The organism is Vibrio sp. CB1-14 (genome assembly GCF_040412085.2).
Lineage (GTDB): Bacteria > Pseudomonadota > Gammaproteobacteria > Enterobacterales > Vibrionaceae > Vibrio > Vibrio chaetopteri.
Window position 1 is genome coordinate 3359076 of the sequence record NZ_CP115920.1, and the last position, 15490, is coordinate 3374565.

Genomic DNA, 15490 nt, shown 5'->3' on the forward strand with positions numbered 1-15490 from the left:
GGTGGGGGAAAAATAAACGAATTTACTTTTAGGGTCTAGTCATGGACAACTAGACCCTGGTGTATGATGCGCTACTCTTCGTCAACAAACTGAGCTTGAAGATAGTTTTCAATACCCACTTTCTCTATCAGTCCTAGCTGGGTTTCGAGCCAATCCACATGCTCTTCTTCGTCTTCTAATATGTCTTGGAACAGATCACGAGAGACAAAATCGCGACTATCTTCTGCGTAAGCGATCGCATCTTTTAGGTCAGGTATTGCCATCATTTCGAGTTTAAGGTCGCACTCCAACATTTCCTTAGTATCCTCACCGACCATGAGCTTACCTAAATCTTGTAAATTGGGTATGCCTTCTAAGAATAAAATCCGCTCAATCAGATGATCGGCGTGTTTCATTTCATCGATAGATTCGTGGTATTCCTTATCGGCCAGGTGCTTTAAGCCCCAGTCTTTGTACATTCTTGCGTGTAGGAAATATTGATTGATGGCAACAAGTTCGTTACCGAGAATTTTGTTGAGATGTTGAATGATGATTGGATCGCCTTTCATGACAAAGCCCTCCTCTTTGGCTCAGTATTAACTGTAGAACCAATTAGAGAGGTGTCAAAGCAACCTGGCGAAGGTTTTGGGGTTAGCTTACTTTTGCAAACTGCATAGCCTGTGTTTCGCTGAGGATTTCTTTAGCTTGTTTAACGCATTTACCACACTGTGAGCCGAGAGAAGTGCACTTTCTGATGGTACGCATATCAGTGATACCTTCTTCGATAGCAAGCTTACGCAATTTTTTATCAGAGATGCCGTGGCATAAACAAACAAACATAAATCAACCTTTCACAATTCACGCTGAAGAATATAAACGAGAATTGTTAGCATTACCAGTGCTACTTACCTCCAAATCGACCTAATTGAGGTAAGTCCCTGAAGCGACATTAAATTTATTTTTCATATAAAAAAAGAGGAGCCTAAGCTCCTCTTTTCGCGTTTATTGCGATTATCAACTAAATATTAGTCGAAGATCTTAGCAACAACACCAGCACCTACAGTACGGCCACCTTCACGGATAGCGAAACGTAGACCTTCATCCATTGCGATTGGAGCAATTAGCTCAACTTTCATTTGGATGTTGTCGCCTGGCATTACCATTTCTACGCCTTCAGGTAGAGAGATGTCACCAGTTACGTCAGTTGTACGGAAGTAGAACTGTGGACGGTAGCCTTTGAAGAACGGAGTATGACGGCCGCCTTCGTCTTTAGAAAGTACGTATACTTCAGACTCGAACTTAGTGTGTGGGTTGATTGAGCCAGGAGCTGCAAGAACTTGACCACGTTCAACGTCATCACGCTTAGTACCACGTAGAAGTGCACCAACGTTCTCACCAGCACGACCTTCGTCAAGAAGCTTACGGAACATCTCAACACCAGTACAAGTAGTAACAGTTGTATCTTTGATACCAACGATTTCTACTTCGTCACCTACGCGTAGGATACCGCGCTCGATACGACCAGTTACAACTGTACCACGACCTTGGATCGAGAATACGTCTTCGATTGGTAGTAGGAACGGTTGGTCTACTGCACGCTCTGGCTCTGGGATGTAAGAGTCTAGTGCTTCAGCTAGTTCAACGATTTTCGCTTCCCACTGCTCTTCGCCGTTTAGTGCGCCTAGTGCAGAACCTTGGATAACTGGTAGGTCATCACCTGGGAAATCGTACTCAGAAAGAAGTTCACGAACTTCCATTTCTACTAGCTCAAGTAGCTCTTCGTCATCAACCATGTCACATTTGTTCATGAATACGATGATGTAAGGGATACCAACCTGACGGCCTAGTAGGATGTGCTCACGAGTCTGAGGCATAGGGCCGTCAGTTGCAGCAACAACTAGGATACCACCGTCCATCTGTGCAGCACCTGTGATCATGTTCTTAACATAATCCGCGTGTCCTGGACAGTCTACGTGTGCGTAGTGACGTGCTGGAGTGTCGTACTCTACGTGAGAAGTAGCGATAGTGATACCACGCTCACGCTCTTCTGGAGCGTTATCGATAGATGCGAAGTCTTTAGCTACACCGCCGTAAACTTTAGCAAGAGTAGTACAGATAGCTGCAGTTAGAGTTGTTTTACCGTGGTCAACGTGGCCGATAGTACCAACGTTAACGTGCGGTTTAGTACGTTCAAATTTTTCTTTAGACACGATCGTGTTCCTTCCTAGTTATGATTCGCCCCGAGAACAAGTTTAAAGTCGGGGCGCGCCAGAATTTGCTATTTTATGCGTCAATTTTACTCAACGCAACAGATTCATTACTAAACAATAGCTGATTAGCTGCGCTGTGCAATAATCGCATCAGCCACATTCTTTGGAGTCTCAGCATACTCGCTAAATTCCATAGAATATGATGCGCGACCTTGGGTCGCACTACGCAAGTCAGTTGCGTAACCAAACATCTCAGAGAGCGGTACTTGTGCACGGATGATCTTAAGGCCTGCGTGGCCGTCATCCATACCTTCGATCATGCCGCGGCGACGGTTAAGGTCACCAACAACATCACCCATCCAATCTTCTGGAGTAGTTACTTCAACCTTCATCATTGGCTCAAGCAGAACAGGTTGTGCTTCAAGCGCACCTTTTCTGAAGGCCATCGAGCCGGCGATCTTAAACGCCATCTCGCTAGAGTCGACATCATGGTAAGAGCCATCATACAGTGTCGCTTTGATATCCAGTACAGGATAGCCAGCAAGCACACCGTTGTTCATCTGCTCTTCGATACCTTTCGATACCGAGCTGATGTATTCCTTAGGAACCACACCACCCACGATCTCGTCAACGAACACAAACCCTTCACCCGCTTCAGACGGCTCAAGCTTAAGCCATACGTGACCATATTGACCACGACCACCTGATTGGCGAACAAATTTGCCTTCAACTTCTGTGCTGCCGCGAATAGTTTCACGGTACGCAACCTGAGGTTTACCCACGTTACAATCAACACTGAATTCACGCTTCATACGGTCTACGATGATGTCTAGGTGAAGCTCACCCATACCTGAAATTAGCGTTTGGCCAGTTTCGTCATCGGTTTCCACACGGAACGACGGGTCTTCTGCTGCCAGTTTACCTAGCGCAATACCCATTTTCTCTTGGTCAGCTTGAGAGCGAGGCTCTACCGCGATCTGAATAACTGGCTCAGGGAACTCCATGCGCTCAAGAATCACTTTGTGGTTCTGGTCACATAGGGTATCACCTGTTGTTACGTCTTTCAGACCAATCGCTGCTGCAATGTCACCCGCACGAACTTCTTTTACTTCTTCGCGCTTATTTGAGTGCATTTGAACGATACGGCCAAAGCGTTCACGCTTTTGCTTCACTGAGTTATAAACGGCATCACCCGAGTTTACGACACCTGAATAAACGCGCATAAACGCGAGGGTGCCTACAAACGGGTCGGTTGCAATCTTAAATGCAAGTGCAGCGAACGGTTCGTTGTCGTCAGCGTGACGCTCCACTTCATTCTCATCATCGTCGATACCTTTAATCGCAGGTACGTCTACTGGAGAAGGAAGATATTCGATAACCGCGTCTAGTACCGCTTGCACACCTTTGTTCTTAAATGCACTACCACATGTTGCGAGCACAATTTCATTATTTAGTGTACGAGCACGTAGACCCGCCTTGATTTCAGCTTCCGTTAGTTCGCCTTCTTCAAGGTATTTATCCATCAACTCTTCGCTTGCTTCTGCAGCGGCTTCAACCATGTTGTTGCGCCACTCTTCAGCTTCATCTTGCAGTTCCGCTGGAATATCTTCGTAAGTGAAGGTCATGCCTTGATCGGCATCATTCCAGTTGATTGCTTTCATCTTGATAAGGTCGATGACACCTTTGAACTCATCTTCTGCACCAATGTTTAATTGGATTGGAATTGGGTTCGCACCAAGACGATCTTTAATTTGGTCCACAACGCGTAGGAAGTCTGCGCCTGCACGGTCCATCTTGTTCACAAATACCATACGTGGAACGTGATATTTATCAGCTTGACGCCATACAGTTTCAGACTGAGGTTCAACACCTGATGAGCCACAGAATACAACCACTGCACCATCAAGCACACGCAAAGAACGCTCTACTTCGATAGTAAAGTCAACGTGTCCAGGGGTATCAATGATGTTTACGCGATGATCTTGGAATTGTGCTTCCATACCACGCCAGAAGGTAGTAGTCGCAGCAGATGTGATAGTGATACCACGCTCTTGCTCCTGCTCCATCCAGTCCATGGTTGCGGCACCATCGTGAACTTCGCCGATTTTGTGAGAAAGGCCAGTGTAGAACAGAATACGCTCACTTGTGGTTGTTTTACCTGCATCTACGTGAGCAACGATACCGATATTACGATAGCGCTCAATAGGAGTTTTACGAGCCACGATTGTATCCTCTTACTAAGGTTAACCTTAGAGTATAGAAAAGTGCTGCGAGAGAACCTCGCAGCACTGAAAAGGTATTACCAGCGGTAATGAGCAAACGCTTTGTTAGCGTCAGCCATGCGGTGAACGTCTTCACGTTTCTTAACCGCAGTACCTTTGTTCTCAGACGCGTCTAGCATTTCAGCAGCTAGGCGTTGAGCCATAGATTTTTCACCACGCTTACGCGCAGCTTCAACCAACCAACGCATAGCAAGTGCGTTACGGCGAACCGGACGAACTTCTACAGGTACTTGGTAAGTTGAACCACCTACACGGCGAGATTTAACCTCTACCGCTGGGCGAACATTTTCAAGAGCTTCTTCAAATACAGCTAAGTGGTCTTTGCCAGACTTCTCAGCCATAGTTTCTAGTGCACCGTAAACGATTTTTTCAGCAGTTGATTTCTTACCGTCAACCATTACGATGTTTACAAATTTTGCCAGCAGCTCAGATTTGAACTTTGGATCTGGAAGGATCTTACGCTGACCAATTACGCGACGACGTGGCATGGAATTTCTCCGTTGTCTTATTCTTCAGGTTATCCAAAACTTTACAGTTTCTTCAAAAATTAAAATTTTAATTTTAGTGTTTGGCCTTACTTAACGCTTCTCTTTAAAAAAGAAGGGCATTAAGACTTAGGACGCTTCACACCGTACTTAGAACGACCTTGTTTACGGTCATTTACGCCAGCACAGTCAAGTGCGCCGCGAACAGTGTGGTAACGTACACCCGGAAGGTCTTTAACACGACCGCCACGGATTAGAACAACTGAGTGCTCTTGAAGGTTGTGACCTTCACCGCCGATGTACGAAGTTACTTCGAAGCCGTTCGTTAGACGAACACGACATACTTTACGAAGTGCTGAGTTAGGTTTTTTTGGTGTAGTAGTGTAAACACGAGTACATACACCACGTTTTTGTGGGCACGCTTCTAGTGCAGGCACGTTGCTTTTAACAACTTGCTTTGCACGAGGCTTACGTACCAACTGGTTAATAGTTGCCATTAACTAGCTCCTGATTTACTTGAAAGTAAGCTTTGTGAAAAATCTAGCCCCAATCACCAATGGCAATTAGGGACGCAAAATTCTATGCAGCAGTGAGAGGTGTGTCAAGAAATATACAGATCTTTTTTGGAATATGCGTGTCTCAGTATCGATGACTAAGACATAAGAAGGCGGATTAATCCCAAGTCGTACTGGCGATGTGACGTTCCGTGAGCTCTACAAAGCCTTTAAAATCGGCCACTTGCAAAGACCCATCATCATTTTTAACCAGGCCACGCGCATCCATGTCTGGTTCTAGAAAGTAGCACTGCCAATCTTGAGTCGTATCTACGCTTGTTTCTAGGCAGCTTGTTGCAAGATAGCACGCACTCTCGACAAAAAGGACGTCATCCCCTTTTTTCAGGTATGTTCTGGCCTGTTGGAAGCCTGCTTCGCTTTTAATAATGTGCAGCATGGTAATCCTAGAAGGTTAATACTTTATGACACTGATTGAGTTCATCAGCAATCGCGGATGCTGAGATAACCTGAGCAGAGATAAGCAGATCTTCTTCTACTAAGCGATAACGCTGCATGCTTTGCTCACAGATAAACACTTGCTCAATGTCGTAAAGATCCATCAGTTTGAATGCGCTGATGTAGTCTCTAGATAGAATAGACTGAGTCTCCTGCCCTTTGCGCAGTTGATTCACACCATCGCCGACAAAGAACACTTTGATGTCTTCAGTAAACGCAGACGTTGCGAGAAGCGCATCCAGCCCTTCACGACCAGCCGAACTCGCATGCGGTAGTGAGTTAAATACAAAAGCTAATGTCGTCAAAACTGCACCACCCTATCTTGAGTGAGCATCGCACTGGCAAGACTACCTAGCCCAGCTTGCTCGAAACCGGTCGCTAAGTTGTCGGCATCTCGCTGATGCTGCGACGCCTCATCGCTCCCTAACACACCACGGCGCAATGAAGCGGCAACGCAAGTTTCTAAACGAACACCATGCTCTGTAGCGAGCACTTGCCAGGCAGAGACCAAATCGAACTCATCGTTAGCAGGTACTGTTAGTCGCGAAGCATTGTTAACGCCATCTTGATAAAAAAAGACACTGACAAGCTTGTGCCCTTTGGCAATCAGCGCGTTGGCAAATTGGTAAGCATTACGCGCCGACTGGCTTCCGTACACGGAACCATTTACCACTAGACTGTAAGTCAAAGCAGACAATTACTCGTCCTCGGTTTTACGCTGACGAATGTACAGGTAAACCGTATGCTTAGAGATATTCAGTCTATCGGCAACGCGGTTAATCGCATCTTTAATATCAAAGATGCCCTTATCATACAGCTCCATCACTATCTGGCGGTTCTTGGTGTTGTTCGACACCGACTTATCAGCATTGATATCTTCGATGGTGCGTTCAACTGTTTGGTCAACCAGCTCTTCTACATCGCTAGCAAAGTTAACCGATGATGCGGCGTCTTTTGCTTCTTGCGTTGGCATGAACGATTGTAGGATCTGGGAGAACGGGGCATCGAGGTTGACGTTGATACACAAAAGCCCTATCACACGATTATCACCATTGCGAATCGCGATAGTGATCGACTTCATCAATACGCCGCCTTTCGCGCGAGTAAAGTAAGAGCGGGAGAAATTGCGCTCTGAACCTTCAATGTCTTTCAACATTTTTAGTGCCAAATCTGTGATAGGTGAGCCAACCTGTCGGCCGGTGTTTTCACCATTGGCAATTTTCACAGCAGAAGTATTTAAAGACTCCAGCGAGTGCAAAACAATTTCACAGAACGGTCCGATCAAGCTCGCAAGCCCATCTACCACCGCTTCATAGGATTGTAAGATGATTTTATCGTGCTCACTGAATGGCGCCACATCGACGGACTCCATTTCGAGCAGCTCATCTGGGTTGGTAATTTCAGTCACAGTCATTGGACCCTAAAGATAAAGAAAAAATGCTTTAAAAAAATTAACGTAAGTTTATCAGAAAATTTGAGCGCTACCCTATGTATGTCGCGAACTAGTGATTTAGGGCAAAAAAAGTGCGTTTTTTTATCGCTTCAATCCCAACTTGGACGGTAAACCACCATAAAAAAAGCTCACCGAAGTGAGCTTTTTTCCGAGACTAATCAAACATTACTGAGTTGCTTGAGTATCATCGCCTTCAATTTTTAGAAGTTCAACTTCGAATACTAGCGTTGAGTTCGCAGGGATAGTCGGAGTATCTTGCTCACCGTATGCTAGCTGTGGCGGGATAACAAACTTGTACTTAGAACCGACTTTCATTAGCTGAACACCCTCAGTCCAACCTGGGATCACGCGGTTAAGAGGGAATGTTGCAGGCTCACCACGGTCGTAAGAGCTGTCAAACTGAGTACCGTCAATCAAAGTACCCTTGTAGTGCACTTGAACAGTATCCGTGTCTTTTGGTTGCTCACCAGTGCCTTCAGTTTCTACTTGGTAAAGGAGACCAGACTCAGTTGCTGTCACACCTTCTTGTTTAGCAAACTCAGCACGGAAGTCGTCACCGGCTTTCATTGCTGCCGCTGCTTTCTCAACCGCTTGCTGCTGCATGGTTTCAGCAACACGCTTGTCTAGACCTTCCAGCGCTGCGCGAATTTCGTCTTCGCTTAGCTCAGCATTACCAGCGAATGCTTGCTCAATACCTTTAAGAACCAGCTCTTTTTTCAGTTCGATACCAAACTCAGCTGGTTTCTCAATACTCGTGCTTAGGTAGTTCGCGAAAGAAACACCAATAGCGTAAGCTGCTTTGTCATCTTCTGTTTTAAAGTGAACCGCTTTGCCTGTCTCAGCTTGAACTTGCTCTTGCGCTGCTGGCTCTACTTTTGGTTCTTCTTCTTTTTGACAACCGACTGCCAACATAACTGTCGCAGCAAGCAGCGACACTTTAAATAGTGATTTCATTTATTTCTCCAATGATGGACTTCTTGTAGACTTAATACCTAGCCATACTATAAAAACTTGTTCAATAGTTATGCGTAACTAACTAAATCTAGTAACTATTTCCTATTAGCTCAAGCTATAAATATACTAGCTTAAACTCAATACTCAACGTGGAATAACAGTAATGATGCGAATAATATCTCATTCTGTGCTGTGGCTAATTGTCATCGGCTTGTTAAATGGCTGCTTATTCTCCACCGAATCAGAACAGCGCTGGGAACTCGCCCTAGAGGGCTCAACCGCCATTGCGCTTAGTCGCGACGCCCGATTTGCTTTACTTTATTCCAAGCAGCAACACCTTCAGCTTTGGGATCTCGAGCAAAATAAAATCCTATCTCGCTTAGGTATTCAAGATCCCGACGAGAACATTATTTCCCTCATCCGCTTTAGCGATAATGGCCGCTTTGCCATCACCGCGACCCAAACCAACTTTGCGATTTGGGATTTGGCTTGGTCACAATCAACCGGCCTTTGGTCTGTCGCTGACGGGCTTATCCAAGACATTGCCTTAGGTAACAGCGGAGACGAAGTATTAATCGGCCTTAGCAACGGTAAAGCAATATTCATCGATTTAGTCACCGGAAGGCGGCTAGAGTTCCTTGCCCATGTTGAAAAAGTCAATTCTGTTGCTTTATCACCGAACGGAAAATACGCGCTTTCGGGGGGAAATGATCATAATGGCTATTTTTGGAGTACCGAGTCTGGGCAAATATTACAAAGGTTTGAGCATTCACAACGAGTCGGCACTGTCGAACTGCAGCGTGATGGCCGCTACGCCCTAACCTCAGATACCGGTAATGATGCAATTATTTGGGATTTGCAAACTGGCGATAAAGTCAGTGAATTAAGTACTTGGACGCGCCAACTTATTTTCTCTTCAGCACGATTTTCTGATGATGGTAAGCGACTTGTCACCGGTTCCCCTTCCTCTCGACTCATGGTATGGAATACCGAAACGGGTAAAAGGCTGGAAGGCTACGAAGTGGAACTGCTAAAAGATGTTCGCCCACCACGGGGAGTAGTGTATGATGCCGCCTTTGAGAGCAACCAGCGCGTGCTTTCTGCCTCGTCAGCTGGCGTTATCCAAGCTTGGAAAATTAGTGAGTGACCTTATGAGTAATAAAGAGATTCAAGCTCTCGAAGAGAGAATTAACGATATGGAATGCAAAATGGCCTTCCAAGAGCAAACTATCGAAGAGCTTAACGATGCGCTGACTCAACAGCAGCTACTCATCAGCAAGATGCAGGATCAGATGAAATATGTGGTTGGCAAAGTGAAAAACATGGATACCTCAAACTTAGCGGATCCATCGGAAGAGACACCGCCTCCCCACTATTGATATTTCATTAGTAAATACCTCTTATTTTTCAGAATCTTGACTAGTTTGTCGTCACCCCTGCGCAGGCAGGGGTCTACTTACCGCCTTCAGTAGATTCCTGCCTGCGCAGGAATGACATCTTCGAGCTAAATACCTAGAGCGCGCGTTGACGAACCGCTTCAAACAAACAAATACCCGATGCCACTGACACGTTTAGGCTCGACACTGCGCCCGCCATAGGGATCTTGATTAGGTCGTCACAGGTTTCACGCGTTAGACGACGCATACCGTCACCTTCTGCACCCATTACAACAGCTAGAGAGCCAGACAGCTTCGCTTGATAGATATCATGTGTTGCTTCACCTGCTGTGCCCACAATCCAGATACCTTTCTCTTGCAGCGCACGCATAGTACGCGCCAAATTAGTGACACGGATAAGTGGTACTGTCTCTGCTGCGCCACATGCTACCTTGCTGACCGTCGCAGTCATGGGTGCAGAGCGGTCTTTCGGTACAATCACCGCCGCCACACCGGCTGCATCTGCGTTGCGCAAGCATGCACCAAGGTTATGCGGGTCAGTCACACCGTCTAGGATAAGCAATAGCGGCTGTTCATGCTGCGCTAGTACATCATCGAGATCGTTTTCATTGAGCTGCTTCGCCGGTTTTACCTTAGCGATAATGCCTTGGTGATTGGCACCGCTGGCTTTGTCATCTAACGTTTTTCGGTTCATTTGCTGAATCGACACACCAATTTGGTTGAGTTCGTTCAACAGCGGCATCAAGCGATCGTCTTGACGCCCTTTTAGTACATAGGCTTCCACAAAGCGCACTGGATCTTTTTCAAGAACCGCTTTGATCGCGTGGATACCGTAGATAAATTCATTACTCATGGAATAATCCTGAATTCGTTATTTCTTCTTCGCTTTGCCACGAGCCTTGTTTTGGCGCGCTTTGTTATTGCGAGATTTGGTTGCTTTGGACTTATTACGTTTGTGAGGAAGTACATCCTCTTCCTGTCCATCTGGGCGTTTTGTGGCTTCGACCATCGGCTTCGCTGCTTTCGGGCTGCGCTTGCCTCTGACCTCTGCGACTCGCTGTTTCGCTTTGGCTTTTTTCTTCTCAGCTTCAGCCATACGTTTTTTCGCGGTCTTTCCTTTGCCGCGTAGCTTACGACTTGTTTCGACTAATTCAAAGTCTATCTTTTTGTCATCGAGGTTTACTGATAGCACTTTAACCTTAACAGCATCACCAAGTCTGTAGATAGCACCAAAGCTTTCCCCGATAAGTCTCTGACCAATAGGGTCAAATTGATAGTAGTCATTTGCCAGTGATGAAATATGTACCAAGCCATCGATGTGCAGCTCTGTTAAGCGCACAAAGAAACCAAAGCCAGTCACGTTGGCAATTACACCATCAAGCTCTTCGCCGACGTGGTCTTGCATGTACTCACACTTGAGCCAGTCTGCCACATCTCGGGTTGCGTCGTCGGCGCGACGCTCGGTCATCGAACATTGCTCGCCGTAGTAATCCATATCGTCAAACGAGTAGTGGTAGCCACCCGTTGGTGTCCAGCGATCGGTATTACGACCTTCTTGTTTTGCAATAAGGTACTTGATTGCACGGTGCAACAGCAAATCTGGGTAACGACGAATTGGTGAAGTAAAGTGCGCATAGCGTTTTAGCGCCAAACCAAAGTGCCCCGCATTGTCCGCGTTGTAAACTGCCTGCTTCATAGAACGCAGCAGCATAGTTTGAATCAGCTCTTTATCCTGGCGCTCACCAATCTTTTTAATAAGCTCAGCATAGTCGGTCGGCGATGGCTCAAGACCACCAGATAAGTCCAGGCCTAGCTCACTTAGGAAATCTCTAAAGCCTTGCAGTCTCTCTTCACCCGGAGTTTCGTGCACTCGATATAGCGACGGCTCTTTGGCCTTCTCTACTAAGGAAGCAGAAGCAATGTTCGCCAGAATCATACATTCTTCGATGATCTTGTGAGCGTCATTGCGAACCACAGGCTCAATGCGGTCGATCTTACGATCGGCATTGAAAATAAACTTAGTTTCAACGGTCTCAAACTCAATCGCACCACGATTATCACGTGCACGCTTAAGTACTTGATACATGTTGTGCAGCTCATGAAGATGAGGAACCACGGCGCTATAGCGCTCACGTAGCTCTTCGTTACCCTCTAAAATATCACTCACCTTGTTGTAAGTAAGACGCGCATGAGAGTTCATTACCGCTTCGTAATGTTTGTAGCCCGACAACTTACCTGTATCAGAGATGGTCATTTCACACACCATACACAAGCGCTCCACCTGTGGGTTGAGTGAACAAAGGCCATTGGACAGTACTTCAGGAAGCATAGGCACGACCTGAGATGGGAAGTAGACCGAGTTACCCCGTACGATAGCTTCTTTGTCGAGTGGCGTGTTTGGGCGGACATAGTAGCTGACATCCGCAATCGCTACCCACAAGCGCCAGCCACCGCTTTTCTTGCGCTCACAGTAAACCGCATCGTCAAAGTCTCGCGCGTCTTCACCATCGATGGTGACAAGAGGCAGGTCACGCAGATCAACGCGCCCCTCTTTGGCCTCTTCAGGCACAAACTCGCCGAACTGCTTCACTTGCTTTTCGACTTCTTCAGGCCACTCATGAGGAATTTGATGAGTGCGAATGGCAATCTGCGTTTCCATACCCGGCGCCATATTCTCACCAAGTACTTCTACCACTTGTCCCATCATGCCACGGGAGCGACTTCCGCGATCGGTCACTTCAACCACGACCACATTGCCCATACGTGCACCGCCTCGGCGCTCATTAGGGATCAGGATATCTTGGCTGATTCGGGAATCATCCGCCACAACATAGGCATAACCGTATTCCATGAAGAAACGACCGACCACCTGTGTCTTGCGCTCCTCAAGCACGCGAACCAAACGACCTTCTTTTCGACCACGTTTATCGGTACCCGATGGTTGAACCAATACGAAATCGCCGTGTAGCAAGGTGCGCATTTGATGATGTGGCAACAGCACATCATTGTCTTTATTCATGCTCCCTTCAGGTCGAACCCAGCCGTGGCCGTCTTTATGACCAATCACATAGCCTTTGATCATTTCGAGCTTATCAGGCAGGGCATAGCATTGACGTCGAGTAAACACCAACTGGCCGTCTCGCTCCATCGCACGCAGTCGACGACGCAAGCCTTCATATTGCTCTTCACCAGACAGACCCAAAGCTTCAAACAGATCGTTTCTGTTCATTGGGACATTAACGCTTTCTAGGAAGTCAGAGATGAATTCTCGGCTTGGGATGGGGTTTTCGTAGTTCTCCGACTCTCTTGCAGCAAAAGGGTCGTCTACTTTTATATCGCTAGGCTTTTTCGACATCGTCAGACCTATATTTTAGGAGGGATAGGTCGATTATAACTGACGGAGCAGATAAGCTACAGAATTGCTTTAGCTTTCTGTATCTAATTCATCAGATAGATGATGGGCTCAGATTACCAAAAGGCCGTGCGACGCTTAGCGCGAGCAATGATATTTTCCGGCATACGCAGCTCAAGGCCGCGTCTTAACATGGAAATACGTTTGTGTTTGCGACCATCTGGTGTGACTGAGTTGTACAGCCAACGATAGGCGTCTTCGTAGTCAAGTGGACTGCCGTAATCTCGCAGCAGAAGCTCGGCTAATTGGATGCGGGCGTCGATGTTGCCCATAGAGGCCGCTTCACGAAAATACGGGATAGCACGTTCTTTGTCCTGCTGTACAAAGGTACCTTTTGAGTAGTATCGACCTAGTTGCTCAAGCGCAACAGGTAAGCCTTGATGAGCGGCATTTTCCATATAGTAGAGGCCAAGCTCAACATCTTGAGGCACACAAACACCCCAAGCCAACATATCACCGTAAAGGAATTCATAAGACGGTAAGCTGATGCGCGTGGCGCGTGCCATGATATCTTCAACCAACTGGCAGTTGTCTTCTTTGACACGAGCAAGGTGGCGGTTTTCTTCAATTAAACCAATCAGTTCGTCTTCTGAGTAAATGGGGATCGGGGCGCCAAGCTCCTTGCTCTGCACCGACTTCACAGAGCCAAGTAGCGCCATGCAAACAAGTGCTGCCAGTTTGTGTCGCTTTATCACTTTTTCCTGCTCCTCATGCTCAACGTCCGTCCATTGTACAAAACTCATCAATGGTCTCATTTTTATCGGCAGACGTCCGCCACGCTTTAGAAAAAACGGCAATATTTTGCCACTTTTCTTCTATGCATAGGCAAAGCCGTCAAATACTTGGCACAAGATCACAGTATGAAGTGTGAGAAGCTAAATAACAGGTAAAAGCCAGCGAATTATCGCTGGCTTAGCTGTCTTTGGAGACCGATTAAGATTCGAATGGGTGAACCTTGATAATTGTCTCGTTACGGTCTGGGCCGGTAGAAATGATGTCTACTGGTACGCCCGTTAGATCTTCAATGCGCTTGATGTAGTCTAGTGCCGCTTGAGGAAGCTGCTCGATAGACGTTGCACCAAATGTTGTCTCAGACCAACCTGGCATTGTTTCGTAGATAGGTGTCGCTTGTTCAAATGACTCAGCAGCCATTGGCGATACTTCTAGGATAGAGCCATCTTTCATCTTGTAACCGGTACAAATTTTTAGCTCTTCTAGACCATCTAGCACGTCTAGCTTAGTTAGACAGAAACCAGAGAGTGAGTTGATTTGGATTGCGCGGCGCATTGCCACTGCATCGAACCAACCAGTACGACGCAGACGACCAGTCGTTGCGCCGAACTCGTGACCAACGGTACCTAGGTGCTTACCGATTGGGTCTTGCTTGTCTACACCGTCGTAAAGTTCTGTCGGGAATGGACCTGAACCTACACGAGTACAGTACGCCTTAGTAATACCAAGGATGTAACCGATGTGACGAGGACCGAAGCCAGAACCTGCCGCAACACCACCTGCAGTAGTGTTAGAAGACGTTACGTACGGGTAAGTACCGTGGTCAATATCAAGAAGTGTACCTTGAGCACCTTCGAACATGATCTTATCGCCACGCTTGCGCGCTGCGTCAAGTTCGTCAGTAACGTCGATAACCATTGAAGTGAGTAGATCTGCATAACCCATGCATTGCTCTAGTACATCTTCGTAGCTAACAGTCTCAGCTTTGTAGAAGTGCTCTAGTTGGAAGTTATGGAACTCCATCACTTCTTTTAGTTTCTCTGCGAACACTTCTTTGTCGAACAGGTCGCCAACACGTAGGCCGCGACGAGCAACTTTGTCTTCGTACGCAGGACCGATACCACGACCAGTCGTACCGATCGCTTTCTTGCCACGAGCGATTTCACGCGCTTGGTCGATAGCGATGTGGTAAGGAAGAATTAGAGGACAAGCTTCAGAAACGAAAAGACGTTCACGTACTGGAATGCCGCGCTCTTCTAGAGGCTTCATTTCTTTAATTAATGCTTCAGGAGATAGAACAACACCGTTACCGATAACGCACTTAATGTTGTCGCGAAGAATACCTGATGGAATCAAATGAAGAACGGTTTTTTCACCGTCAATGACTAGAGTGTGGCCTGCATTGTGACCGCCTTGGTAGCGAACCACGTATTTTGCATCTTCAGTTAAAAGGTCTACGATTTTACCTTTACCTTCGTCACCCCATTGGGTGCCCAGAACGACTACGTTATTTCCCATCTTTCCAATCTGATTGCTAGTTAAAAAAGGATTCTAGCACCGAAATCACATTTATGCA

General features: G+C 46.7%; 17 protein-coding genes. 2 read left to right on the top strand and 15 right to left on the bottom strand.

Annotation, left to right across the window (positions count from 1 at the left end; genetic code table 11):
* Positions 1-71 precede the first annotated feature (71 nt).
* From bfr to fkpA, 11 genes are all read right to left on the bottom strand, one after another.
* Positions 72-548 (bottom strand): bacterioferritin, encoded by a 477-nt coding sequence (gene bfr, locus PG915_RS15400; RefSeq protein WP_112460407.1) that lies wholly within the window; start codon positions 546-548, stop codon positions 72-74.
* 82 nt (positions 549-630) lie between these two features.
* Entirely contained in the window at positions 631-819 is a 189-nt protein-coding gene (locus tag PG915_RS15405) for a (2Fe-2S)-binding protein (protein WP_042502742.1), read from the bottom strand.
* Between the two features lie 185 nt (positions 820-1004).
* On the bottom strand, positions 1005-2189 hold the full coding sequence (tuf, locus tag PG915_RS15410) for an elongation factor Tu (protein WP_353497269.1): 1185 nt from the start codon (positions 2187-2189) through the stop codon (positions 1005-1007).
* A 125-nt stretch (positions 2190-2314) separates the two neighbouring features.
* A complete protein-coding gene (gene fusA / locus PG915_RS15415) occupies positions 2315-4411 on the bottom strand; it encodes an elongation factor G (RefSeq protein ID WP_353497270.1) in 2097 nt (698 codons plus the stop codon).
* A 77-nt stretch (positions 4412-4488) separates the two neighbouring features.
* Positions 4489-4959, bottom strand: a complete 471-nt coding sequence (gene rpsG / locus PG915_RS15420) for a 30S ribosomal protein S7 (protein WP_042478937.1) — start codon at positions 4957-4959, stop codon at positions 4489-4491.
* Positions 4960-5078: 119 nt separating this feature from the next.
* Positions 5079-5453, bottom strand: a complete 375-nt coding sequence (gene rpsL / locus PG915_RS15425; protein WP_004399892.1) for a 30S ribosomal protein S12 — start codon at positions 5451-5453, stop codon at positions 5079-5081.
* Positions 5454-5628: 175 nt separating this feature from the next.
* Entirely contained in the window at positions 5629-5907 is a 279-nt protein-coding gene (gene tusB / locus PG915_RS15430; protein ID WP_353497271.1) for a sulfurtransferase complex subunit TusB, read from the bottom strand.
* 7 nt (positions 5908-5914) lie between these two features.
* Positions 5915-6271, bottom strand: a complete 357-nt coding sequence (gene tusC / locus PG915_RS15435; protein WP_353497272.1) for a sulfurtransferase complex subunit TusC — start codon at positions 6269-6271, stop codon at positions 5915-5917.
* On the bottom strand, positions 6268-6663 hold the full coding sequence (tusD, locus tag PG915_RS15440; RefSeq protein ID WP_353497273.1) for a sulfurtransferase complex subunit TusD: 396 nt from the start codon (positions 6661-6663) through the stop codon (positions 6268-6270). The genes tusC and tusD overlap by 4 nt, the downstream gene beginning before the upstream one ends.
* Positions 6664-7380 carry a helix-turn-helix transcriptional regulator gene (locus PG915_RS15445; RefSeq protein WP_042503248.1) on the bottom strand — a complete coding sequence of 239 codons (717 nt, stop codon included), beginning with the start codon at positions 7378-7380 and terminating at the stop codon, positions 6664-6666.
* Positions 7381-7584: 204 nt separating this feature from the next.
* Positions 7585-8373, bottom strand: coding sequence for an FKBP-type peptidyl-prolyl cis-trans isomerase (gene fkpA, locus PG915_RS15450; RefSeq protein WP_353497274.1), 789 nt, complete (start codon positions 8371-8373; stop codon positions 7585-7587).
* 166 nt (positions 8374-8539) lie between these two features.
* On the opposite strand from fkpA, the gene PG915_RS15455 reads away from it, so the two are divergent.
* Together PG915_RS15455 and PG915_RS15460 are read left to right on the top strand one after the other, a co-directional pair.
* Positions 8540-9520, top strand: coding sequence for a WD40 repeat domain-containing protein (locus tag PG915_RS15455; protein WP_353498738.1), 981 nt, complete (start codon positions 8540-8542; stop codon positions 9518-9520).
* 4 nt (positions 9521-9524) lie between these two features.
* Positions 9525-9752: a SlyX family protein gene (locus tag PG915_RS15460; RefSeq protein WP_042478959.1), complete on the top strand. Its 228-nt coding sequence runs from the start codon at positions 9525-9527 to the stop codon at positions 9750-9752.
* A gap of 133 nt (positions 9753-9885) precedes the next feature.
* On the opposite strand, the gene rlmB is transcribed toward PG915_RS15460, so the two are convergent.
* The 4 genes from rlmB to PG915_RS15480 all read right to left on the bottom strand — a co-directional run bounded on the left by rlmB (position 9886) and on the right by PG915_RS15480 (position 15432).
* The gene (gene rlmB / locus PG915_RS15465) at positions 9886-10623 is read right to left on the bottom strand and encodes a 23S rRNA (guanosine(2251)-2'-O)-methyltransferase RlmB (RefSeq protein WP_042478943.1); all 738 of its coding nucleotides are present in this window, start codon (positions 10621-10623) and stop codon (positions 9886-9888) included.
* 18 nt (positions 10624-10641) lie between these two features.
* Positions 10642-13125, bottom strand: a complete 2484-nt coding sequence (rnr, locus tag PG915_RS15470) for a ribonuclease R (protein ID WP_353497275.1) — start codon at positions 13123-13125, stop codon at positions 10642-10644.
* A 113-nt stretch (positions 13126-13238) separates the two neighbouring features.
* Entirely contained in the window at positions 13239-13925 is a 687-nt protein-coding gene (motX, locus tag PG915_RS15475) for a flagellar protein MotX (protein ID WP_418641785.1), read from the bottom strand.
* 190 nt (positions 13926-14115) lie between these two features.
* A complete protein-coding gene (locus PG915_RS15480; protein WP_353497276.1) occupies positions 14116-15432 on the bottom strand; it encodes an adenylosuccinate synthase in 1317 nt (438 codons plus the stop codon).
* Between the last annotated feature and the right edge of the window lie 58 nt (positions 15433-15490).